Origin of the sequence: Microbacterium sp. CCH5-D1 (assembly GCF_001557335.1) — a bacterium.
GTDB classification, from domain to species: Bacteria; Actinomycetota; Actinomycetes; order Actinomycetales; family Microbacteriaceae; genus Microbacterium; species Microbacterium oxydans.
Genome location: NZ_LSJW01000128.1, coordinates 16,976 through 38,101, shown reverse-complemented (window position 1 = coordinate 38,101; position 21,126 = coordinate 16,976). Strand labels below are relative to the sequence as shown.

21 protein-coding genes and 1 pseudogene are annotated in these 21,126 nt (G+C 69.8%); 12 read left to right on the top strand and 10 right to left on the bottom strand.

Features of this window, described 5'->3' with window-relative positions; genetic code table 11:
• From AX744_RS08085 to AX744_RS08075, 3 genes and pseudogenes are all read right to left on the bottom strand, one after another.
• Nucleotides 1–363, bottom strand: a pseudogene (locus tag AX744_RS08085) (molybdate ABC transporter permease subunit); the annotation flags it as partial.
• Nucleotides 360–1,142: a molybdate ABC transporter substrate-binding protein gene (modA, locus tag AX744_RS08080; RefSeq protein WP_061016222.1), complete on the bottom strand. Its 783-nt coding sequence runs from the start codon at nt 1,140–1,142 to the stop codon at nt 360–362. The gene modA and the pseudogene AX744_RS08085, both read right to left, overlap by 4 nt.
• Nucleotide 1,143: 1 nt before the next feature.
• On the bottom strand, nt 1,144–1,536 hold the full coding sequence (locus AX744_RS08075) for a TOBE domain-containing protein (protein WP_058631999.1): 393 nt from the start codon (nt 1,534–1,536) through the stop codon (nt 1,144–1,146).
• A gap of 120 nt (nt 1,537–1,656) precedes the next feature.
• Between AX744_RS08075 and AX744_RS08070 the strand changes: the two genes are divergently transcribed.
• From AX744_RS08070 to AX744_RS08050, 5 genes are read left to right on the top strand one after another with little or no spacing between them, the layout of a single operon-like run.
• Nucleotides 1,657–3,027 carry a D-alanyl-D-alanine carboxypeptidase family protein gene (locus AX744_RS08070; protein WP_061016221.1) on the top strand — a complete coding sequence of 457 codons (1,371 nt, stop codon included), beginning with the start codon at nt 1,657–1,659 and terminating at the stop codon, nt 3,025–3,027.
• Between the two features lie 35 nt (nt 3,028–3,062).
• Nucleotides 3,063–3,845 carry a HesA/MoeB/ThiF family protein gene (locus AX744_RS08065; protein WP_058632001.1) on the top strand — a complete coding sequence of 261 codons (783 nt, stop codon included), beginning with the start codon at nt 3,063–3,065 and terminating at the stop codon, nt 3,843–3,845.
• The gene (locus AX744_RS08060) at nt 3,842–5,077 is read left to right on the top strand and encodes a molybdopterin molybdotransferase MoeA (RefSeq protein ID WP_061016219.1); all 1,236 of its coding nucleotides are present in this window, start codon (nt 3,842–3,844) and stop codon (nt 5,075–5,077) included. Before AX744_RS08065 ends, AX744_RS08060 begins: the two co-directional genes overlap by 4 nt.
• The gene (moaC, locus tag AX744_RS08055; protein WP_046746789.1) at nt 5,074–5,586 is read left to right on the top strand and encodes a cyclic pyranopterin monophosphate synthase MoaC; all 513 of its coding nucleotides are present in this window, start codon (nt 5,074–5,076) and stop codon (nt 5,584–5,586) included. The genes AX744_RS08060 and moaC overlap by 4 nt, the downstream gene beginning before the upstream one ends.
• Nucleotides 5,583–5,816, top strand: coding sequence for a MoaD/ThiS family protein (locus AX744_RS08050; RefSeq protein ID WP_046746788.1), 234 nt, complete (start codon nt 5,583–5,585; stop codon nt 5,814–5,816). The genes moaC and AX744_RS08050 overlap by 4 nt, the downstream gene beginning before the upstream one ends.
• Nucleotides 5,817–5,933: 117 nt before the next feature.
• Here the strand turns inward: AX744_RS08050 and AX744_RS08045 are convergent, their stop codons facing one another.
• The 5 genes from AX744_RS08045 to AX744_RS08025 all read right to left on the bottom strand — a co-directional run bounded on the left by AX744_RS08045 (nt 5,934) and on the right by AX744_RS08025 (nt 10,416).
• Nucleotides 5,934–6,368, bottom strand: a complete 435-nt coding sequence (locus AX744_RS08045; RefSeq protein ID WP_046746787.1) for a molybdenum cofactor biosynthesis protein MoaE — start codon at nt 6,366–6,368, stop codon at nt 5,934–5,936.
• Entirely contained in the window at nt 6,365–6,853 is a 489-nt protein-coding gene (locus tag AX744_RS08040; RefSeq protein WP_061016217.1) for a MogA/MoaB family molybdenum cofactor biosynthesis protein, read from the bottom strand. The genes AX744_RS08045 and AX744_RS08040 overlap by 4 nt, the downstream gene beginning before the upstream one ends.
• A gap of 41 nt (nt 6,854–6,894) precedes the next feature.
• Complete coding sequence (locus tag AX744_RS08035) at nt 6,895–8,508, bottom strand: molybdopterin-dependent oxidoreductase (protein WP_231728763.1); 1,614 nt, start codon at nt 8,506–8,508, stop codon at nt 6,895–6,897.
• Between the two features lie 11 nt (nt 8,509–8,519).
• Entirely contained in the window at nt 8,520–9,278 is a 759-nt protein-coding gene (locus tag AX744_RS08030; RefSeq protein WP_061016213.1) for a GTP pyrophosphokinase, read from the bottom strand.
• Between the two features lie 64 nt (nt 9,279–9,342).
• The gene (locus AX744_RS08025) at nt 9,343–10,416 is read right to left on the bottom strand and encodes a VanZ family protein (protein ID WP_061016212.1); all 1,074 of its coding nucleotides are present in this window, start codon (nt 10,414–10,416) and stop codon (nt 9,343–9,345) included.
• A gap of 84 nt (nt 10,417–10,500) precedes the next feature.
• Here AX744_RS08025 and AX744_RS08020 point away from each other — a divergent pair, with 84 nt between their 5' ends.
• The gene (locus tag AX744_RS08020) at nt 10,501–12,621 is read left to right on the top strand and encodes an APC family permease (protein ID WP_218867851.1); all 2,121 of its coding nucleotides are present in this window, start codon (nt 10,501–10,503) and stop codon (nt 12,619–12,621) included.
• A 31-nt stretch (nt 12,622–12,652) separates the two neighbouring features.
• Complete coding sequence (locus tag AX744_RS21200; protein ID WP_257022224.1) at nt 12,653–12,781, top strand: hypothetical protein; 129 nt, start codon at nt 12,653–12,655, stop codon at nt 12,779–12,781.
• Nucleotides 12,782–12,787: 6 nt separating this feature from the next.
• Here the strand turns inward: AX744_RS21200 and AX744_RS08015 are convergent, their stop codons facing one another.
• Nucleotides 12,788–14,194, bottom strand: coding sequence for an aminotransferase-like domain-containing protein (locus AX744_RS08015; RefSeq protein ID WP_061016211.1), 1,407 nt, complete (start codon nt 14,192–14,194; stop codon nt 12,788–12,790).
• Between AX744_RS08015 and AX744_RS08010 the strand changes: the two genes are divergently transcribed.
• Together AX744_RS08010 and AX744_RS08005 are read left to right on the top strand one after the other, a co-directional pair.
• A complete protein-coding gene (locus tag AX744_RS08010; RefSeq protein ID WP_058632006.1) occupies nt 14,193–15,155 on the top strand; it encodes a DMT family transporter in 963 nt (320 codons plus the stop codon). The two genes, AX744_RS08015 and AX744_RS08010, sit on opposite strands and share 2 nt — an antisense overlap.
• Entirely contained in the window at nt 15,155–15,763 is a 609-nt protein-coding gene (locus tag AX744_RS08005; RefSeq protein ID WP_046746778.1) for an FMN-binding negative transcriptional regulator, read from the top strand. The genes AX744_RS08010 and AX744_RS08005 overlap by 1 nt, the downstream gene beginning before the upstream one ends.
• A gap of 73 nt (nt 15,764–15,836) precedes the next feature.
• On the opposite strand, the gene AX744_RS08000 is transcribed toward AX744_RS08005, so the two are convergent.
• A complete protein-coding gene (locus tag AX744_RS08000) occupies nt 15,837–17,000 on the bottom strand; it encodes an SLC13 family permease (RefSeq protein ID WP_061016208.1) in 1,164 nt (387 codons plus the stop codon).
• Between the two features lie 206 nt (nt 17,001–17,206).
• Here AX744_RS08000 and AX744_RS07995 point away from each other — a divergent pair, with 206 nt between their 5' ends.
• From AX744_RS07995 to kdpB, 3 genes are read left to right on the top strand one after another with little or no spacing between them, the layout of a single operon-like run.
• The gene (locus tag AX744_RS07995) at nt 17,207–17,296 is read left to right on the top strand and encodes a potassium-transporting ATPase subunit F (RefSeq protein WP_017201862.1); all 90 of its coding nucleotides are present in this window, start codon (nt 17,207–17,209) and stop codon (nt 17,294–17,296) included.
• Entirely contained in the window at nt 17,296–18,975 is a 1,680-nt protein-coding gene (kdpA, locus tag AX744_RS07990; RefSeq protein WP_061016206.1) for a potassium-transporting ATPase subunit KdpA, read from the top strand. Before AX744_RS07995 ends, kdpA begins: the two co-directional genes overlap by 1 nt.
• A 2-nt stretch (nt 18,976–18,977) precedes the next feature.
• Nucleotides 18,978–21,125 (top strand): potassium-transporting ATPase subunit KdpB, encoded by a 2,148-nt coding sequence (kdpB, locus tag AX744_RS07985; RefSeq protein ID WP_061016204.1) that lies wholly within the window; start codon nt 18,978–18,980, stop codon nt 21,123–21,125.
• The last annotated feature ends 1 nt before the right edge of the window (nt 21,126 follow it).

Below are 21,126 nucleotides of genomic sequence, written 5' to 3'. Positions count from 1 at the left end.
CCCGCCGAACCACCCCGCACGTCCGAACAGGTACAGCAGCGCGACGCCGCCCACCATCGGCGGCAGCACCAGCGGCACCGTGACGACGGCGCGGAGCACGGCGGCGAGCCGGGGGCCGGAACGGGCGATGTACAGCGCGAGCGGAACGCCGACGACGATGCAGAGCAGCGTGGCGACGAGGCCGGTGCCGAGCGAGAGGAGGAGAGCAGAGAGGGCTGCCTGCGACGTCACATCGGCCAGGAACGTCGACCACTGCACACGCGCGACGAGAGCGATCAACGGCAGGATCAGGAAGGCCAGACCGATCGCAGCGGGGATGGCGAGCGCCCGCGGAGCGTACCCTCGACCCCCTGCTGCACTCATGGGGCTCCGAAGCCGAAGTCCGCCAGGATCTTCTGTCCGGCGGCCGACAGCACGAACGCCACGAACGCATCAGCCGCCTCGGCGTTCGGCGCGTCCGAGAGCGCGGCGATCGGGTAATGGTTGACGACTTCGTCCGCACCATCGGGCACGACTGCCTCGACATCGGAACGCCCGATCACGTCAGTGGCGTACACGAGTCCGGCATCGGCCTCGGACGCGGCGACCTTCGTGAGCACCGCCGTCACGTTCTGCTCGAGGCTGGACGCATCGACCGTCACATCCGCGGCGGCTAGCAGCTTCGCGGAAGCAGCACCGCACGGCACCTCCGGTGCACACAGCACCGTGGTCACGTCGGCCAGATCGGCGAGCGTCTCGACGCCGCCCGGGTTCCCGGAAGGCACCGCGATGACGAGGGTGTTGGAGGCGAACAGCGTCGGATCCGCGGTGACGTCGGCGGCCTTGCCCATGTTCGCCTCGTCGGCCGAGGCGAACACATCGGCCGGTGCGCCTTCGAGGATCTGCGTGACCAGCGTGGATGAGCCGTCGTACACCGGGCTGAACCGCACCTCCGGATTCTCGGCGACGAACGCCTCGCCGATGGCATCGAAGGCGCCGCTGAGCGATGCGGCGGCGTAGACCGTGAGGTCTCCACTCAGGCTGCTCTGCTCGGTGGCGGCCGATGGCGACGGCGTGCTCCCTGCCGTGCTCGCACAGCCGCCCAGGGCGAGGACGGCGGCGGCGAGGACGAGGACGGTGGAGCGGCGGAGCGTGCGGTTCATGTCAGTCTTTCGGGACCTCGACGACGACCTGCGTCGCCTTGACGGATGCGGTGGCGAGTGAGCCCACCTCGAGCTGCAGATCGCGGGCCGCCTCAGCGGACATGAGCGAAACGACGCGATGCGGCCCTGACTGGATGTCGACCTGCGCCATCAGCCCGTCGATCTGCACGCGGGTCACGATGCCGAGGAAGCGATTGCGGGCGCTGGAGAGCACGCTCCCGGCATCCGACTCCTCCGCGGCGAGCGCCTCGGCCCGTGCCGCGAGCGCGTCACCGGGGATCTCCGCCGGCGCCGCATCGGTGACCGGCAGCAATCCCTGCTCGATCCAGCGACGGACGGTGTCGTCGCTGACGCCGAGCAGTTGCGCGGCCCGGGCGATCCGATAGGTCTGCATGAGAGGAATCTACCGCACGAGCGGAGAGATCAGGTCGATAGTTCCGATTCTGCGACAATCCGTCGTGTCCCCCGAATGGCCGATACCGCGCGGGCGGGTTCTCCGCCATGATGGCTCTCGATGACGGCGCCGAATCAACCACAGGACGGGCTGTCCGACTTCGCGGAGCTGATGGCCCGCGAACAGGAGTTCTCCACCCCTGACCGGATCCCCCCGGAGGTACGCAGACGGCGACGGCGCCGCGGCCTCGTCGCCACCGCCATCGTCGTCGTGCTGCTGCTTGCCGCGGCGGGCGGCTACGTCGGGTGGGCACTCACCGCTCCCGTGAGTCCGCCGGCGGTGTCGACGCAGATGCCGCAGGTGCCGGCAGCCGCTCCGGCATCGATCACCACGCCCCCGGCGGATGCCTCGGCGCTCAGCGTCGCGGGCGCTGACGTCTATCTCGGCGAAACGGCGAACGGCGTCTGGTCGTCGAGCGGCACGGGCGAGCCCCTGCCCATCGCGAGCATCACCAAGCTCATCACCGCCCTGGTCATCCTCGATGCCTCCCCGCTCGCCTCCGCCGACGACCCGGGTCCCACCATCACTTTCAGCAAGGCCGATCACGACCTCTACGACCGTTACTACGTCCTCGGGGCGACGATCGCCCCCATGCCCACCGGCACCTCGATGTCGCTGCGCGATGCCCTGGCCGCCATGCTCATCCCCTCGGCCAGCAACTACGCCGATGCACTGTCCTCCCGGATCTTCGGGTCGCAGAACGCGTTCCTCGGCGCCACGCGAAACTGGCTTGCCGCCCACGGGCTGACCGGCACGACGATCACCGAGCCCACGGGCATCAGTCCCCGCAACACCAGCACACCCACCGATCTCCTCGCGATCGGCAAACTCGCCGCGGCGAACCCGGTCATCGCCCAGATCGTGGCGACTCCGTCGATCACGCTTCCCGGCGCCGGCCTGCTCCACAACACCAACGGCCTCCTCGGGACGACGGGGATCACGGGATTGAAGACGGGCACGTTGGGCGAGGGCACCTACAGCCTGCTGTACACCGCGAGTCTGGCCGTCGGCACGGCCGAGCCGCTCGCGGTGACCGGGGTCGTACTCGGGGGAGCGTCGCGCGAGTCGGTCAACGCCGGTGTGCTCGCGGTGCTCGACAGCATCCGCGCCGGGTTCCACCAGGTGCCGGTCGCGTCGGCAGGGCAGGAGGTGGGCACGATCACGACACCCTGGGGAGACAGCGCCCAGCTGCTCATCGACGAGGACGCGACGATCTTCACCTGGTCGGACACACCGGTCGTCGTGACGATGGACATCAAGACTCCGCCGACCTATCGCGACGGCACGGAGGTGGGAACCGTCACCTGGACCGCCGGCCCGAACACCGTCACCGCTGCAGTCACGATCTCGGGCACCATCGACCAGCCGACGGAGTGGTGGCGGCTGACGCATCCCTCCGAGCTCGGTGCGATGACGGAGACCGAGGGCTGAAGACACAGTCGGCGGAGCGGGCATACGCTGAACCCATGCAGCCTCTCGTCGCCCCTGCCGCCGCGCTGGCGCCGGAAGAACTCGTCCGCACTGCGCGGCATGCGGTCCTCACCGGCATCGGCGAGGAAGGCCAGCGCCGCCTGAGCGCGGCTCGTGTCACCGTCGTCGGCGCGGGCGGGCTCGGCTCCCCCGTGCTGCTCGCCCTCGCCGCCGCGGGGGTCGGCACGCTCACCGTGATCGACGACGACGTGGTGGAGCTCACCAACCTGCAGCGTCAGCTCGCCCATCGGGTGGAGGACATCGGTGTCGCGAAGACCGCATCCGCCGCGCGCGCGATCGCGTCTCTCGCCCCGCAGACCGTCGTGCACCCGGTGTTCGAACGCCTCGACAGCGCCAACGCCGAGCGGCTCCTCGCGGGCGCCGATCTCGTGGTCGACACGAGCGACTCGTTCGCGACCCGCCGGGATGTGGCCGCTGCGGCCGAGGAGCTCGGACTCCCGCTCGTGTGGGGTGCCGTGCAGGAGTGGCACGCGCAGGTCACTGTCTTCTGGTCGACCCCGCCGGAGGGAGAGTCGGTGGTGCTCGCGGACCTCTTCCCGCTGGGCACCGAGGGCGAGCCACCCAGCTGTGCCCAGGTCGGGGTGCTCGGGGCGCTGTGCGTGCAGGTGGGCGGGATGTTGGCCGGCGAGGTGATCAAGCTCGTCACCGGCGCCGGTGAACCGCTGCTCGGGCGGCTCGCGATGATCGATGCGCTGACCTCCCGGCAGCACGAGATCTCGATCCGCCCGGCATCCACAGCATCGGGGGTGTCGGCATGAGCGGCCGCCGCACGGTCGAGGAGCAGCTCTCCCGCGTGCTCGACGCGGTTCGCGTCGTCGAGCAGGTCACGCTCCCGGTGGCGGATGCCGCAGGACGCACACTCGCCGCACCCGCCGCGGCCGCCCACGACATCCCCCTGTTCGACAACTCCGCGATGGACGGGTTCGCGGTGCGCGGTGCGGACGTCGCGTCGGCCTCCGAGCAGAACCCGGTGACGCTGCGTGTGGTCGCCGACCTCCCTGCCGGCGTCGCCCTCGACCCGGCGCTCGGCCCTGGCGAAGCCGCCCGCATCATGACCGGTTCTCCCACGCCCACCGATGCCGACGTGATCGTGCCTTTCGAGGACACGGCCGGTGGTCTCGCCGACTCCCTCGGAGAGGTGACGGTGCTGCGCGCCCCCGCCAGGCCCGGCGTGTTCGTACGCCGGCGCGGCGCCGACCTGCACGCAGGCGATGAGGTCGTGCACGCGGGTGAACGCCTCGGGCCCTTCCAGCTCGCCGCAGCGGTCGCCGCGGGCGTCGAGGCGGTCTCGGTCACCCGTGCGCCCCGCGTGGTCGTGGTGTCGACCGGAAGCGAACTGCTCGGACCGGGAGACGCACCGGTGCGCGGGCGCATCCCCGACTCGAACGGCCCCCTGCTCCAGCAGCTGGTCGCCGACGCCAACGCCGAGGTCGTTCTGGTCGCGCGCGTTCCCGACGAGCCCGAGGCCGTCGGAGCCGTCACCGCCGAAGCCACGGCCCTCGGCGCGGACGTGATCGTCTTCACCGGCGGCGTGAGCGCAGGCGCCTACGAGCCCGTGCGCGGGGCCTTCGACGGCGGCGGACAGGTCGAGTTCAGCGCGGTCGCGATGCAGCCGGGCAAGCCTCAGGCCTTCGGGGTGCTCGAGGGTGGGTGCCTGGTGTTCGGCCTGCCGGGCAACCCCGTCAGCGTCGCCGTGTCGTTCGAGGTGTTCGTGCGACCCGCGCTGCTCGCGATGCAGGGACGGAGCGAGATCCACCGCCCGCATGCGCCGCTCACCGCGGATGCCTCGTGGACGCCTCCCCCTGGCCGCCGCCAGTATCTTCCCGCCGTCGTCGACCTCGCCGCGCGCACCGTGCGTCCGGCGACCGCGGGCGGATCGGGATCCCACCTCGCCGGAGGCCTCGCTCGCGCGCACGCGTTCGCGATCGTGCCGGCCGAGGTCGAGACGGTCGCCGTCGGCGACGTGATCGATGTCATGCTGGTCGGATGAGTTTCCCTCACCTCGACGCGGCCGGCCGCGCGCACATGGTCGACGTGACCGCGAAGCAGCCGACCGTCCGCACCGCCACCGCCCGCGGCTTCGTGCGCTGCAGCACCGATGTGATCGCCGCCCTGCGCGACGGGACGATGCCGAAGGGCGACGTGCTCGCCGTGGCACGCATCGCGGGTATCCAGGCGGCCAAGTCCACCCCTGCGCTGCTGCCGCTGGCGCACGTGATCGGGGTGCACCGGGCGAGCGTCGACCTCGAGATCGTCGACGACGGCGTGCGCATCGAGGCCACGGTGGGCACCGCCGATCGCACCGGTGTGGAGATGGAGGCGCTCACCGCCGTGTCGGTCACCGCTCTGGCGGTCGTCGACATGATCAAGGGCATGGACCGCGCCGTGGTGATCGAGGACGTGCGCATCGTGGCGAAGTCGGGTGGGCGCTCCGGCGACTGGGTGCGTCCCGGCGAAGCATCTCCCGGAGAGACCCACGCCGATGGAGACGCCCGATGACTCGGGTGCGCTACTTCGCCGCGGCCGCGGAGGCTGCCGGTGTCGACTCCGAGGAGCGCGCGGAGACGACACTCGTCGCGCTGCGCACCGCCGTGGTCGCCGAGCATCCGGCGCTGGCCGACATCCTTCCGCGCTGCGCCGTCATGGTCGATGGAGTGCGCAGCGACGACGACCTCGCCCTCGACGACGCCGAGCTCATCGACGTTCTCCCGCCCTTCGCCGGCGGCTGACCGCACGCGACCTGCCGCGTCTGCTGGTCACATGCATGACCGGGGGACACCTGCATGATCGCTGGGCGGCGTTTCCTCCGGCAGACGTCAAAAGCTCATGCAAGTGACGCGGCGGAGTCAGCCGCCGATGCCCTTCCACGACGAGGTCCCGTCGACCTCGAGCTGACGCTTCCACACGGGGAGGTCGCTCTTGATCGCCTCGATGACCGCTCGGCACACCTCGAACGCCTCGGCGCGGTGTTCGGAGGCGACCGCGATCACGACAGCCGCATCGCCCACATCGAGCCGCCCGATGCGATGACTCACCGCCACCACGGCAGGGGCTTCGGATCCGGCCCCCGCTTCGGCGGCGATGCTTCGCAGCGCGGCTTCGGCATCGGGATGGGCGCTGTACTCCAGCCCGACGACCGGCGTCTCGGCATCCGGGTCGTTGTCGCGCACCCGGCCGACGAAGGTGGTCACCGCGCCGAGTCGAGGGTCTTCGACCGCGGCGAGGTGCGCGTCGAGGTCGAGGCGCTCCTCCGTCACCGCAGCGATTCGTACGTCGTTCATGAGTGGTCTCCGCCCTCCACCTGGTCCAGGATGTGCCCGGCGACGCCGAGCACCACGGGTACGCCGGAGGCCACGGCTCGCGTGGATCCGGGCAGGTTCACCACGAGCATCCCCGCGGGATCGACGACGCCGGCGAGACCGCGCGACAAGATCGAGAGCGGGGTGTCGGCGAGTCCGCTGCGACGCAGCTCCTCCGCGATCCCCGGGATCTCCCTGGTGATCACGCGCCGGGTGCCCTCCGGCGTCAGGTCGCGCGGCCCGACACCGGTACCGCCGGTGGTCACGACCAGGCGGATGCCACGGGCGACGGCTCTGCGCAGGGCGTCCGCCACCGAATCGATCCCGTCCGCCACGATCTCGGCGTCGGGGCAGTGCCATCCCGCGTCACGCAGCAACCCCACGGCGATCGGACCTCCCCGATCCTCACGCTCCCCCGAGAAGGATCGGTCGGAAACCGTGATCACGAGTGCGGGGAGCGGGCCCATGGCTCCCACACTAGGCCCGCGAGGTCGGCTGTGCACCGGACTCAGTTGACCCGGATGAGCGAACGCTGCCATCCCGAAGATCCGTTCGGGGCGATGGGGGCGCGCTCCTCGATCTGCAGATCGCCGTTCTTGTTGACCGCGCGCACGGCGACGTAGTGCGTGCCAGGGGTGGCATCCCACTCCATGAACCACTGCACCCACGTGTCGTCGTTGATCGGAGCCGACAGCGTCGCCGGCATCCAGTCACCGTTGTCGATACTGACCTCGACGCGTTCGATCCCGACCGACTGGGCCCAGGCGACACCGGCGATCGGGATCTTCCCCGCCGCGACCGCCTCCCCGATCTTGGGAGTGTCGACGCGCGAGGCGAACTTGATCGGGGCCTCTGCGCTGTACCCGCGGGGCGTCCAGTACGCCTCGTCCTTGTCGAAGGTCGTGACCTTCAGCTCGGTGAGCCACTTGGTCGCCGACACGTAGCCGTAGAGCCCTGGCACCACCATCCGCACCGGGAAGCCGTGCTCGAGGGGCAGCGGCTCTCCGTTCATGCCGACCGCCAGGATCGCATCGAGGTTGTCGTCGGTGAGCGCCGAGAGCGGCGTGCTCGCGGTATAGCCGTCGACGCTGCGCGAGAGCACCATGTCGGCCCCGGATTTCACGCCCGCCTTCTTCAACACGTCGCGCAACGGCACTCCGAGCCACTTCGCGTTACCGACGAGCTCGCCGCCGACCTCGTTCGACACGCAGGTGAGCGTGATCGCGTACTCGTCGAGGCCCATGTCGAGGAGGTCCTGGAAGCTCATCTCCACGCGCTGGTCGACCATACCGTCGATCACGAGTCGCCAGGTGTCCGGGTCGATCGAGGGGACCGTGAGCGCGGTGTCGACGCGGTAGAAGTCCTTGTTGGGGGTGAAGAGCTTGCTGAGGCCCGGGATGTCGAGCTCCGCACCCTGCGGCACCGTGACCCTGGTCTTCGGGGTGGGGAGCTTGAGCGCGCTACGGATCGCCTCGACCGACGACACGGCCATGCTCACCGTCCGTGCCGTGATCCCCACGACCAGCGCGGATGCTCCGGCGAGCGCGGCGAGGACGAAGAATCGGCGTCGGTCGATGCCGGGTCGAGCGGGCTCGACATCCGCCGGCCCGACACCGCCGTCCTCCGACTCGGCGATTACCGCGCCGGAGTCATGGGCACCGGCGGCTTGCGCCCCGGCGGTGCTGCCGGCTTGCGCCCCGGCGGTTCGGCCGGCTTCCCCGACGGCAGTGCGGGCGTCCCTCCACCCGCGCAGACGGCGGCTGAGGAGCACGAGGATGATCGACCCGGCGACGGTTCCGAGCACCGGAGGCAGGAAGGCCAGGGGCGACACGGCCGCCCTGGTCACGATGGCGGCGGTGGAGAGCACCCCGGCGACGACGAGTGCGATCACGCCGAGCGGCGGGCGCACGAACTGCAGGATGCCGGCGATCGCCGAGGCGATGAGCACAGCGAGCCCGAGTCCAGCCAGCAGAGCGATCTTGTCGTACTCGCCGAAGGTGGCGATCGCGAACTCCTTGAAGGGCTGCGGCACGATGTCGATCACGAACCCGCCGACCGCGAGGATCGGGCTGGCGGCACGCGCGAAGAGCAGCGCGAACAGCTCGGCTGTGGCGAGGAACACCCCGCCGCCGATCACACCGGCCAGGGCCGCCCAGACGAGGAACCTCTTGCCACTGCGGCGTAGGGTGCGTCCGGGGTGGACTTCGGAGCCGGAGGCGGCGGGGGCGCGAGCTGGCGCTGCGGCACCCCGTGCGCCTCACGGTGCAGGCGCTCCATGCGGCTGTCGAGCTCCGACGCCGCTTCCGCCGCATCAGAGAGGCTGTCGACGAGGTGCGAGGGCACCTGGTTGGAGAACTTGTAGTAGATCTTGTGCTCGAGGCTCGCCCAGAAGTCCATGGCTATCGTGCGGAACTGCACCTCGACCGGCACCGAGAGCGCACCTGTCGACAGGAAGACGGGCACCTCGATGATCGCGTGCAGACTCTTGTAGCCGTTGGCCTTCGGGTGGGCGATGTAGTCCTTGACCGTGCGCACGGTGACGTCGTCCTGCGCGGTGAGCAGGTCGAACAGCCGGTATACGTCGGCGACGAAGCTGCAGGTCACGCGCACGCCGGCGATGTCGGTGATGTCGGCACGGATACGGTCGAAGTCGGGCTCGTCGATGCCCTTCCTGGCAAGCTTCTCGACGATGCTGTCGGGCGACTTCAGACGGCTCTTCACGTGCTCGATGGGGTTGTACGCGTGGTCGTGCGTGAACTCGTCTCGCAGGATCGAGATCTTCGTCTCGACCTCGCGCATCCCGAACTCGTACTCGCGCAGGAACCGCTGCAGCTCGTCGCGCAGCTCGCGGGCCTGGTTGATCGTGTCCTCGGTGACGTGAACGGTCGTCATGTTCTCGACGTTACGGCTTCGTGATCGGAAACCGCTGTGGATCCCCGATGTCCCTACGGTTCCCCTACAGCTGCCGTTCCCCCCGCGCATCGGCCCTCGCGTCGGTGAGGTGCTGGCCCGACAGGAGCCCGGGAAGGCCCCGGCCGAGGCGAGTGGTGAACAGCATCACGACCGCGACGAGGATCAGGACCGAGGAGGCGAGGTCGAACAGGTTGCCACCCAGGGCGAGCGCGCTGAGGCCGCCGATGCCACCGACCCAGCGCAGCAGGCGGGCGAGCGGGGCGGGCAGCCGCGAGCCCGCGTAGCGCAACTGCACGGCGAAGTCGCCGACCGAGCGTCCGGTCGCCAGGATCAGCACCAGGAACAGGCCGGCGGGGACGACGGCTCCTGCCGTGGAGGCGATCGACCCGTCGAGCACGGCCGCCCTGTCACGCACGACATACTCCAGCCACACCTGCACGGTCACGCCGATGCCGGTGCTCAGGAATCCGTAGGCGAGGGCGTCGCACAGCATGGCGAGGGCACGACGCCCTCGGGTGACCGGGCGCGGGCGGTCGGCATCGGGGCTCGCCTTCGCACCACGGAGTGTCCGCGGCACGACGAGCGCCAGCGTGCAGCCGACCACCGCACCCAGGGTGTTCGTCATCAGGTCGCCGACGTCGAAGAAACGGTAGGCACACGGGTAGATGCCCCACACCCCGGTCAGCTGCGTCGTCTCGACCAGCAGCGACAGCCCGAACCCGGCGGCGAGCGCGGTCACCACGCCGCGCCCCGCGAGCACGCGGACGAAGAAGCCGAGCGGGACGAACAGCAGCACGTTGAACACCAGCTGGAGCAGTGCCGGTTGACGAAGGGGGTTGCCCGGCGCCGCGAAGGCCTTCTGCACATCCCGCACGACCGACATCGGATCGGTGATCGCCCCGACGCAGCGGATCGTGTCGGGGTCGGGCAGCGGGAGCAGGGTGTAGGTCCAGATGGCCCAGAAGTAGATCAGCGCGGCGAGCCACAGCACGGTGCGACCGAGGCCGAGACGTCCGCGGCGGCGATAGCTGATCGCCACGAAGGGCACGAACAGGAGGATGCCGAAAGCCACCCCTATCGCGATCGCGATGAATCCGAGCAGCACCTGATCTTCCACCGCGTGCCAGTGTAGCTTTGCGCGTAAGGATTCCGTGAGGACCGCGCCATCCCACCGTAGGGATTCCGTGAGGATGGCGTGAGGATGCCATCAGGAGGCGTAGTGTCGCCGGACGTGTCAGACGAAAACAGGGAGGGCGCGGAAGCACCGCCGCGCGCCAAACGCATCCTCATCGGCGAACCGCTGACGAGCCAGCAGGTCGACGACCAGCTGCTCCCGAAGCGGATGGCTCTGCCGATCTTCGCGTCCGACGCCCTCAGCTCTGTGGCTTACGCCCCGCAGGAGCTCGTGATGATCCTGCTGATCGGCGGGCTCACCTTTCTGTCGTTCACGCCGCTCGTCGCGGGCGCCGTCGTGGTGCTGCTGGTCGTGGTCGTGCTCAGCTACCGCCAGCTCATCAAGGCCTATCCGTCGGGCGGCGGTGACTACGAGGTCGCGTCGAAGAACCTCGGCGAGATCCCCGGCGTGATCGTTGCTGCGGCCCTCCTGGTCGACTACGTGCTGACCGTCGCCGTGTCGGTCGCCTCCGGTGTCGACAACATCATCTCGGCGGTGCCCGGTCTCGACCCGTTCCGCGTGGAACTCGCCGTCGGCTTCGTGATCCTCATCATCGTGGTGAACCTGCGTGGCGTGCGCGAGGCGTCTCTGGTCTTTGCGATCCCGACGTACGTGTTCATCGGGTCGGTCGGCATCATGATCGTCACCGGACTCATCCGCACCTTCCTCGGCGATGCCCCCGTGGCCTCGAGCCACGATTTCAGCGTGCAGGCGGAGAGCCTCGGCCAGGCGGCCGTGATCCTGCTGATCCTGCGCGCGTTCTCGAGCGGATGCTCGGCCCTCACCGGTGTCGAGGCCGTCTCGAACGGGGTGCCCGCCTTCCGCGCCCCGAAGATCCGCAACGCCCAGTCGACCCTCGTGCTGATGGGCAGCATCGCCGCGTGCCTGTTCGCCGGTCTGACCGCGCTCGCCCTCATCACGGGTGTGCACTACGCCGAGAACCCGTGCGACCTGGTCGGCTTCGACTGCACGAACCCGCAGCCGAGCCTCATGGCGCAGATCGCCGCCGCGACGTTCGGCGGAGGCAGCATCCCCTTCTTCATCATCCAGGCCGCCACCGCGTGCGTGCTGCTGCTCGCGGCGAACACCGCGTTCAACGGCTTCCCGCTGCTGGGGGCCGTGCTCGCGCGTGACGGCTACGCGCCCAAGTCGCTCAACACCCGCGGCGACCGCCTGGTGTTCTCGAACGGCATGATCCTGCTCGGCATCGGCGCCATCGTGGTGCTCCTGGTGTTCCAGGCGAAGCTGACCACGCTGATCCAGCTGTACATCATCGGGGTGTTCGTGTCGTTCTCGCTCGGCCAGATCGGCATGGTGCGGCACTGGCGACGCGTGCTGCGCGGACCGACGGAGGACAAGGCCGGCCCGGGGATCGACGGCGCATCGGCCGCGGACCGCCGCTCGGCGAAGGTCGGGCTCATCATCAACTCCACCGGTGCCGTGATGACCGTGCTGGTGCTCGTCATCGTGACGATCACGAAGTTCACGCACGGTGCGTATCTGGTGTTCTTCGCGATCCCGATCCTCGCCTTCCTGATGCTGGGCGTGAAGCGGTACTACCGCGATGTCGAACACGAGATCGCGATCGACGACACCACGAAGTTCGGCGCGACCGGCGACCTGGCGATCGTGCTCGTCAACCGTCTGCAGAAGCCCGTCGTGAAGGCCATCGACTACGCGATCGCGGCGAAGCACGGCAAGACCCTCGCGGTGCACGTGGCCGTGGCCTCCGACGACGCGGCGCAACTGCAGAAGGACTGGGCCGACCATCTGGTGCCGATCCCGCTCGTGATCGTCGAGTCGCCGTATCGCTCGTTCGCGCAGCCGGTGACGCAGTTCATCAAGCAGTACCGCGAGAAGCACGGCTCGTCCGTCGTGACCGTGTACCTGCCGCAGTACATCGTGGGCCACTGGTGGGAGTCGTTCCTGCACAACCGTCGCGCCCGCCGGCTCGCCAACCAGCTCATGCTCGTGCACGGGGTGTCGATCACACTGGTCCCGTGGCTGCTCGACTCGTCGGAGCTCATCTACGGTCGCCGCTCCCGTCCGCTGCCCGGTCAGGAGCGGGGCGGTCGCCCGGTGGTCGTCAGCGGTCGGCGTGCGCACCGTCCCGCTGGTCCGCCCCAGGACGGCGTGCCCGAAGCGTGAACTCTTCGGGGCGGATCGCGCAATACAGAGTATGAGCACTCTCGACGACGCGATCTTCCGCCCGGCCCTCGACCCTGCCTCGGTTTCGCTACCGAAGACGACCTCGGTGGATCTCACCTGGCTCTGGGCCGACCTGGGCGCGAAGCCCGAACAGCGCTGAACGCCCTCAGGCTACGTCGAGCACGGCACCCAGGATGACGGCGGCCTCGGAGAAGCGGGCAGGGTCGGCGTTGGCATAGTTGAGTCGCACGTAGGAACCGGACGGTTCGGCCGGGAACCACTCCGACCCCGGCGCGATGATGAGCCCGCGCACCTCGCACTCGCGCACGACCTGCACGACATCCGTCCCGTCGGGCAGCCGTACCCACAGGTTGAGGCCGCCCGCCGGAACGCCCTCGACGTGCGCGGAGGGTGCGTGCGTCGCCAGGCTCGCGAGCAGCAGGTCGCGGCGCGCGCGCAGGTGCTCCCGGAATCCGCGGAGGTGCGTGCGCCACGCGGGCTGGGTGACCACGTCGAGCGCGGCGGCCTGCAGCAACCCGCTCACGTACATGGACTCGGCCGCCCGATCGGCGAGGATGCGATCCCGTGCCGGGCCGCGCGCGATCACGGCGGCGACGCGCAGGGCGGGCGAGGCGCTCTTGGTGAGCGAGCGCAGGTAGACCACGTGGCCGTCGTCGTCGGACGCGACGATCGGACGCGGGTCGGCATCGATCCCCAGGTCGTGCGCCCAGTCGTCTTCGATCAGGAAGGCTCCGTGGCGGCGGACCGTCTCGAGCACGGCCTCCCGCGTGGCAAGCGGCCACTGCGCCCCGGTCGGATTCGCGAACGTCGGCTGCGCGTAGAACGCCCGAGCCCCGGTCTGCGCGAACGCCCGCTCGATGTCGTCGGGATCGGGGCCGTGCGCGCCGGAGGGGATCGGCACCAGCGTCACACCGGCCTGCGCCGCGGCGAGCAGCGCGCCCCAGTACGTCGGCGACTCGATCAGCAGCGGTTGCCCGACGCCCACGACCGCGCGGAAGATCGAGCTGAGCCCGCTCTGGCTTCCCGAGATGATGAGCGCGTCCCGCGCGGAGGCCGGGGTGATGCCGACGGGAGCGGCGGATGCGAGCTCGCCGGCGAACCAGGCCTGCAGCTCCGGAAGACCCGCAGCGGGGGAACGGGTCAGTGCCGCGTCCGAGCGAGCCGCGCGCACGAGCGCCTGCCGCACGAGCCGCTCCGGCAACAGGTCGACCGCGGGATAGCCCGAGTGCATACCGATCGCGTCGGGGGCGACAGTGCGCTGCGTCGACGACAGGCCGATGAGGCCCGTGGGCGCCGTGCCGAGGGCAGCCGTCTGCCAGCCGTAGTCGACCGAGCGGGCACGCGGTACGGCACGAACGAACGTCCCCGCTCCGGGTCGCGACTCGACCAGGCCGAGTCGGACGAGCTGCTGCATCGCCTTCTGCACCGTCACCGGGCTCGCCCCGTACTCGGCCATGAGGGCCCGGTTCGATGGCACCCGTGCACCGGGCGACGCCGAGGCGATCCACGCGCGCACGCCGGCGACGATGCGGTCACTGCTATCCTGACTCATGAAAGTAGACAGTAGCGTTATCGCCTCGCGATCGACAGTGCTATCGACGCGCGACGGCCTGTGGTGGGGGCTCCTGGGCGTTCTCGCCTTCTCCTTCACCCTCCCGTTCACGCGCATCGCGATCGGCGGGCTCACCCCGCTCTTCATCGGATCCGGCCGCGCGGTCATCGCCGCCCTCCTCGCCGGGATCGCCCTGGCCGCGACCCGCCAGCGGACACCGACCGGACGGCAATGGGCACGCCTCGCGATCGTCGCCGGCGGAGTGGTGGCCGGGTTCCCCCTGCTCACCTCCTTCGCGATGACCACGACCCCCGCCAGCCACGGCGCCGTCGTGATCGGCCTGCTTCCCGCCGCGACCGCGGTCGCCGTGGTGCTCCGCACCGGGGAACGCCCCGCCCGATCCTTCTGGGTGTTCGCGCTCCTCGGCGCCGTCGCCGCGGTCGCCTTCGCCGCACTGCAGAACGGCGGGCTCGGCTCCCTCACCGGAGCAGACCTGCTGCTGTTCGGTGCCGTCGTCGCCGCGGCGATCGGATACGCGGAGGGAGGACTGCTCGCCCGCGAGCTCGGCTCCTGGCAGACCATCTCCTGGGCGTTGATCGTCGCTGCTCCGCTGATGGCCGTGCTGACCGTGGTGGCAGCGGTCCAGCAGCCTCCTGCAGCGACCCCCGTGCAGTGGCTGGCGTTCACGTACCTCGCCGCGGTGAGCATGTTCCTCGGCTTCTTCGCCTGGTACCGCGGTCTCGCGATCGGGCCGATGGCACAGGTGAGCCAGATCCAGCTCGTCCAGCCCGTGATGAGCATCGCCTGGGCTGCACTCCTGCTGCACGAGCCGATCGGCTGGGCCACCGCGGTCGGCGGATTCACCGTGATCGCGTGCGCCGCGCTCGCGGTGCGCACCCGCCTGATCGGTCACCCGACAACCACCCGCCGCACGCCCACGCCCCACACGAAGGAGTCCTGATGCGTCACACACCCCGCTACCTGATGACCGACCCCGTCGAGGTGAAGCGCCTGATCCGCGGCAACCCCTGGGCGACGTTCGTCTCCCCGACGACCACGGGACTCATCGCCTCGCACTACCCCGCGCTGCTGGTCGAGGACGAGGACGACATCGTGATAGCGAGCCACTTCGGACGGCCGGATGAGCAACTCCACGAACTCGGTCGGCACGAGATACTCGTGATCATCCAGGGACCGCATGACTACGTGTCGCCGAGCCTCTACGCGCCCGGCGACCTGGTGCCGACCTGGAACCACGTCACCGCGCACCTCTACGGCATCCCCGAGATCCTCAGCGAGGAGGAGAACTACGCCATGCTCACGCGCCTGACCGACCACTTCGAGGACCACCGGGCGCACGGCCGCCACCTGTCGGAAGACGAGGAGGGCACACGACGAGCGGCGAAGGGGACGGTCGGTCTGCGGATGCGCGTCGCCCGGTTCGACGCCCGCGCCAAACTCAGCCAGAACAAGTCACCTGAGGTGCGAGAGCGCATCACCGCGCAGTTCACCGAGACCAACGCGGCCCTCGCAGCCGAGATGCGTCGGGTCGGCGAGGCTCCCCGCTGACCGGGTCGTGACACTAGTCACCCCAGCCGGTGGCACGATGTCGACCCTGAGCCTGACGCGGCAGGTGAGCGGGCTAGCCCGCGACCAGCATCAGCACGAGCACCGCGGCGAGCACGGTCGGGACGGCGGCCACCACGCCCCACAGCATGAAGCGGCTCCACCGGATCGTCACGCCCAGCGCGACGATCCGGTTGTGCCAGAGCAGCGTCGCGAGCGATGCCCACGGGGTGATGAGCGGGCCGATGTTCACGCCGATCAGCAGGGCCATCAGGGCGACGGGATCACCGGCGGCAGGCTCGAGCACGAGGTACGCCGGGAGGTTGTTGATCGCGTTGGCGCTCACGGCCCCGAGCGCGGCCAGCCGGAACAGGTCGCCGGGAGAGTCGCCGCTCGCGGTGGGCGAGGTCAGGAAGTCGAGCAGCCCCTGCGCGTGCGCGGCCTCGACCAGCACGAACAGCGACGCGGCGAGCGCGATCGCCTGCCACGGGACGAGCGAGAGCCGCAGGGCGCGGCGTCGACGGACGGCGAAGAGCACGATCAACGCGAGAGCCGCGACCGTGGCCGGGATCCACACGTCGTGGGTGAGCGCGAGCAGCGGCATCAGCACGAGGAGGATGCCGGTGGCGCTCCAGAACAGCGTCGGATCGGCCGGCCGCCGCGGCACGGGCGTCTCATACGCACCGAAGACCGTGCGCCGATGCAGGACGGTGAGGATCGCGACCGGCACCAGGATCCCCACGAGCGTGGGCGCCCAGCTCAGCGCGATGAACGCCCCTGGCCCTTCCCCCATGGCGGGCGCGGCGAGCAGGTTCGTGAGGTTCGAGACCGGCAGCGCGAGAGATGCCGTGTTGGCGAGCCAGACGGTGGCCAGGGCGAACGGCAACGGGGAGACGCCGATGCTCTGCGCCAGCACGACGACCACCGGGGTGACGATCACGGCAGTGGTGTCGAGCGAGAGGAACACGGTGCTCACCACGGCGAGCACGACCACCAGCGCCCACAGCACGGCGACGCGGCCCCGGCCCCAGCGTGCGAGACGCTGGGAGACGACGTCGAACACCGCCGCGTCGCGGGCGAGCTCGGCGACGATCGTGATCGCGACGACGAACCCCAGCACGGGTGCGATCCGTTCGCCGAGCGCACCGGCATCGGCCCGCGGCAGGAACCCCGTGAGCACGCACACGAGCGCCGCGACCACGAGGGCGGCGACGATCCACGTCCCGGTCCCGATGCGCATCCTTCTGATTCCCACCTCGTGAGCATAGGGCCCAACCGTGAGCAACCCGCATGCATCGGGGCGGAGGGCGTAGGGGAAGCGTGAGGATCGCGGCGATGGGGGCCGTGCGGGAGTTGTATCGGATCCGTGCTCGACATCATCTACATCGCGCTGACTCTCGCGCTGTTCGCCCTCGTCTCCCTGGCGGCCAAGGGGGTGGAGCGACTGTGATCGTCTTCGAGATCCTCGCGGCCGCCCTCGCGGTCGCCGCCGTCGTCTACCTCGTGGTGGCGCTCGTCGCCCCGGAGAGGTTCTGATGGACGCGACGATCGGGTTCGGCATCCTGCAGGTCGCGGCCGTCGTGGTCGTGCTCGTGCTCCTCTACCGCCCCCTCGGCGACTACATCGCCCACGTCTACACCTCGGCACGCGACCTGCGGGTCGAGCGCGGCGTCTACCGGCTGATCGGGGTCGACTCGTCGTCCGAGCAGACCTGGCGCGCCTATGCCCGCAGCGTGCTGGCGTTCTCGGTCGTCGGGGTGCTCCTCGTCTACGGGCTTCAGCGGCTGCAGGCCTTCCTGCCGCAGTCGCTCGGGCTCCCGGCTGTGCCGGAGGGGCTGTCGTTCAACACCGCGGCCTCCTTCGTCGCGAACACCAACTGGCAGTCGTACTCCCCCGAGCAGACGATGGGCTACACCGTGCAGCTCGCTGGTCTCACGGTGCAGAACTTCGTCTCGGCCGCGGTCGGTCTCACCATCGCGATCGCCCTCATCCGCGGTCTCGCCCGCCGGGGTTCGACCACGATCGGCAACTTCTGGGTCGATCTGATCCGCGGTCTCGGCCGCATCCTCCTCCCGATCGCCCTGATCGGCGCCGTGGCCCTGCTCGCGGGCGGCGTGATCCAGAACTTCGCCGGTTTCACCGACGTCACCACGGTGTCGGGCGGCACGCAGACCATCCCCGGCGGCCCTGTCGCCTCGCAGGAGGCCATCAAGCTGCTCGGCACCAACGGCGGCGGCTTCTTCAACGCCAACTCCGCGCACCCGTTCGAGAACCCGACCGGCTTCACGAACCTGCTGCAGGTGCTGCTGATCCTCGTGATCCCGTTCGCACTGCCCCGCACGTTCGGCCGCATGGTCGGCGATCATCGTCAGGGCTACGCGATTGCCGCGGTCATGGGCACGATCTTCCTCGTCTCGACCTTCGCCCTCTCGGCGCTCGAGCTCGCGGGCCGCGGTACGGCGCCCGAGCTCGCCGGGGCCGCGATGGAGGGCAAGGAGGTGCGCTTCGGCATCCTGGGTTCGACCCTGTTCGGCAGCGCGAGCACCCTCACCTCGACGGGCGCCGTCAACTCGATGCACGACTCGTACACGGCGCTCGGCGGCATGATGCCGATGCTGAACATGATGCTCGGCGAGGTCGCTCCCGGTGGCGTCGGCTCGGGCCTGTACGGCATGCTCGTGCTCGCGATCATCGCGGTGTTCGTCGGCGGACTGCTGGTCGGGCGCACCCCGGAGTATCTCGGCAAGCGGATCGGGCCGCGGGAGATCAAGCTCGCGAGCCTGTACATCCTGGTGACGCCGACCCTGGTGCTGGTCGGCACCGCGATGAGCTTCGCGATTCCCGGCATCAGGGAGGACGTGGAGTCCACCAGCATCCTGAACCCCGGGGTGCACGGCATGAGCGAGGTGCTCTACGCCTTCACCTCGGCGTCGAACAACAACGGCTCCGCTTTCGCCGGACTCACCGCGAACACCCCGTGGTTCAACACCGCCCTCGGCATCGCGATGCTGCTCGGCCGGTTCCTGCCGATCGTGCTCGTGCTGGCCCTCGCCGGCTCGTTCGCGGCGCAGGAGCGCATCCCCGCCACCTCCGGCACCCTGCCGACGCACCGACCCCAGTTCGTCGGTCTGCTCCTCACCGTGACGGTCGTCGTCACCGCGCTCACCTACTTCCCTGTGCTCGCACTGGGCCCGCTCGCTGAAGGACTCGTCTGACCATGACCCTCATCACCACCCCCGCGGAATCCTCCTCCGAACAACAGGATGCTGCGGCATCCGCCCCCACCGCACCGCGCTCCTTCGGCTGGTCGCAGCTCGTGCAGGCCCTTCCCGGCGCCGTGCGCAAGCTCAACCCGGCAGCTCTCGTGCGCAACCCCGTCATGCTCCTGGTCTGGGTCGGCGCCGCGTTCACGACGGTGCTCGCGATCGCCGAGCCGTTCGTGGGCGGCCCGGCGGACTCCGGCGGCACCCCGGTGCCCGCGCCCTTCACCTGGGGCATCGCCATCTGGCTGTGGCTGACGGTGCTGTTCGCGAACGTCGCCGAGTCTGTCGCCGAGGGCCGCGGCAAGGCGCAGGCCGCAAGCCTGCGCAAGACCCGCACCAGCACGATGGCCCGGCGCGTGGTCGGCTACGACGGCACGGCGGATGCCGCGGCCGAGCACGCAGCGACCGCCCAGGTCTCGTCGGCCGAGCTGCAGCGCGACGACATCGTGATCGTCACGGCGGGCGAGCTGATCCCCGGCGACGGTGACATCGTCTCGGGCATCGCCACCGTCGACGAGTCGGCGATCACGGGCGAGAGCGCTCCAGTGATCCGAGAGTCCGGTGGCGACCGCAGTGCGGTGACCGGTGGCACCCGGGTGCTGTCGGACCGGATCGTGGTGCGCATCACCTCGAAGCCGGGCGAGACCTTCGTCGACCGCATGATCGCGCTCGTCGAAGGTGCCAGCCGTCAGCGCACTCCCAACGAGGTCGCGCTGAACATCCTGCTCGCGAGCCTGTCGATCATCTTCGTGGTCGTGGTGCTGGCCCTGAACCCGATCGCGTCGTACGCCGCCTCCCCCGTCAGCATCCCGGTGCTCATCGCCCTGCTCGTCTGCCTGATCCCGACCACCATCGGGGCGCTGCTCTCGGCCATCGGCATCGCCGGCATGGACCGGCTCGTGCAGCGCAACGTGCTCGCGATGTCCGGTCGTGCGGTCGAGGCCGCGGGAGATGTCACCACCCTGCTGCTCGACAAGACGGGCACCATCACGTACGGCAACCGCCGGGCGCACGAGGTGCTGGCTCTTCCGGGTGTCGATGCAGACGAGCTGCTGCGCGTCGCGGCGCTGTCGTCTCTTGCGGACCCCACCCCAGAGGGTGCCTCGATCGTCGAACTCGCGGCCGCGCAGGGCATCCGGGTGATCGCCCCCGATGACGCCGTTGTCGTTCCGTTCACGGCACAGACCCGTATGTCGGGCCTCGACCTGGCCGACGGCACGCAGATCCGCAAGGGTGCCGGCTCCGCTGTCCGCGCCTGGCTCGGACTCGACGGCGACGACCTCGAACTCACGAGTCGCACCGACGCCGTGGCCGAGAGCGGCGGCACTCCTCTCGTCGTCGCGGTGAAAGGCCCTTCGAGCGCCCGCATCCTCGGCGTCGTGCACCTCAAGGACATCGTGAAGGACGGCCTGCGCGAGCGCTTCGACGAGCTGCGGGCGATGGGCATCCGCACCGTCATGATCACGGGCGACAACCCGCTCACGGCCGCCGCCATCGCGAAGGAGGCCGGTGTCGACGACTTCCTCGCCGAGGCCACCCCCGAAGACAAGCTCGAGCTCATCCGGCGGGAGCAGGAAGGAGGACGCCTGGTCGCGATGACCGGTGACGGCACGAACGACGCCCCCGCCCTCGCGCAGGCCGATGTCGGCGTCGCGATGAACACCGGCACCTCGGCGGCGAAAGAGGCGGGCAACATGGTCGACCTCGATTCCGACCCCACCAAGCTCATCGACATCGTGCGCATCGGGAAGCAGCTGCTCATCACGCGCGGAGCGCTCACCACGTTCTCGCTCGCGAACGACATCGCCAAGTACTTCGCGATCATCCCGGCGATGTTCATGGGGGTCTTCCCCGGACTCGCGGCCCTGAACATCATGCAGCTGCACTCGCCGGCCTCCGCTGTCACCAGTGCGATCATCTTCAACGCGATCGTGATCGTGTTCCTGATCCCGCTGGCCCTGCGAGGGGTGAAGTACCGCCCGGCGAGCGCCTCGCAGATCCTGCAGCGCAACCTGCTGATCTACGGTCTCGGCGGTGTGATCGCCCCGTTCATCGGCATCAAGCTCATCGACCTCGTGATCAGCCTCATCCCGGGCTTCTGAC

Excerpts from the sequence above, each read along its gene's own strand:
- modA (WP_061016222.1), bottom strand. The coding sequence starts at position 1,142 with ATGAACCGCACGCTCCGCCGCTCCACCGTCCTCGTCCTCGCCGCCGCC.
- AX744_RS08075 (WP_058631999.1), bottom strand. The coding sequence starts at position 1,536 with ATGCAGACCTATCGGATCGCCCGGGCCGCGCAACTGCTCGGCGTCAGC.
- AX744_RS08070 (WP_061016221.1), top strand. The coding sequence starts at position 1,657 with ATGACGGCGCCGAATCAACCACAGGACGGGCTGTCCGACTTCGCGGAG.
- AX744_RS08065 (WP_058632001.1), top strand. The coding sequence starts at position 3,063 with ATGCAGCCTCTCGTCGCCCCTGCCGCCGCGCTGGCGCCGGAAGAACTC.
- AX744_RS08060 (WP_061016219.1), top strand. The coding sequence starts at position 3,842 with ATGAGCGGCCGCCGCACGGTCGAGGAGCAGCTCTCCCGCGTGCTCGAC.
- moaC (WP_046746789.1), top strand. The coding sequence starts at position 5,074 with ATGAGTTTCCCTCACCTCGACGCGGCCGGCCGCGCGCACATGGTCGAC.
- AX744_RS08050 (WP_046746788.1), top strand. The coding sequence starts at position 5,583 with ATGACTCGGGTGCGCTACTTCGCCGCGGCCGCGGAGGCTGCCGGTGTC.
- AX744_RS08045 (WP_046746787.1), bottom strand. The coding sequence starts at position 6,368 with ATGAACGACGTACGAATCGCTGCGGTGACGGAGGAGCGCCTCGACCTC.
- AX744_RS08040 (WP_061016217.1), bottom strand. The coding sequence starts at position 6,853 with ATGGGCCCGCTCCCCGCACTCGTGATCACGGTTTCCGACCGATCCTTC.
- AX744_RS08030 (WP_061016213.1), bottom strand. The coding sequence starts at position 9,278 with ATGACGACCGTTCACGTCACCGAGGACACGATCAACCAGGCCCGCGAG.
- AX744_RS08020 (WP_218867851.1), top strand. The coding sequence starts at position 10,501 with ATGCCATCAGGAGGCGTAGTGTCGCCGGACGTGTCAGACGAAAACAGG.
- AX744_RS21200 (WP_257022224.1), top strand. The coding sequence starts at position 12,653 with ATGAGCACTCTCGACGACGCGATCTTCCGCCCGGCCCTCGACCCTGCC.
- AX744_RS08010 (WP_058632006.1), top strand. The coding sequence starts at position 14,193 with ATGAAAGTAGACAGTAGCGTTATCGCCTCGCGATCGACAGTGCTATCG.
- AX744_RS08015 (WP_061016211.1), bottom strand. The coding sequence starts at position 14,194 with ATGAGTCAGGATAGCAGTGACCGCATCGTCGCCGGCGTGCGCGCGTGG.
- AX744_RS08005 (WP_046746778.1), top strand. The coding sequence starts at position 15,155 with ATGCGTCACACACCCCGCTACCTGATGACCGACCCCGTCGAGGTGAAG.
- AX744_RS08000 (WP_061016208.1), bottom strand. The coding sequence starts at position 17,000 with ATGCGCATCGGGACCGGGACGTGGATCGTCGCCGCCCTCGTGGTCGCG.
- kdpA (WP_061016206.1), top strand. The coding sequence starts at position 17,296 with ATGGACGCGACGATCGGGTTCGGCATCCTGCAGGTCGCGGCCGTCGTG.
- kdpB (WP_061016204.1), top strand. The coding sequence starts at position 18,978 with ATGACCCTCATCACCACCCCCGCGGAATCCTCCTCCGAACAACAGGAT.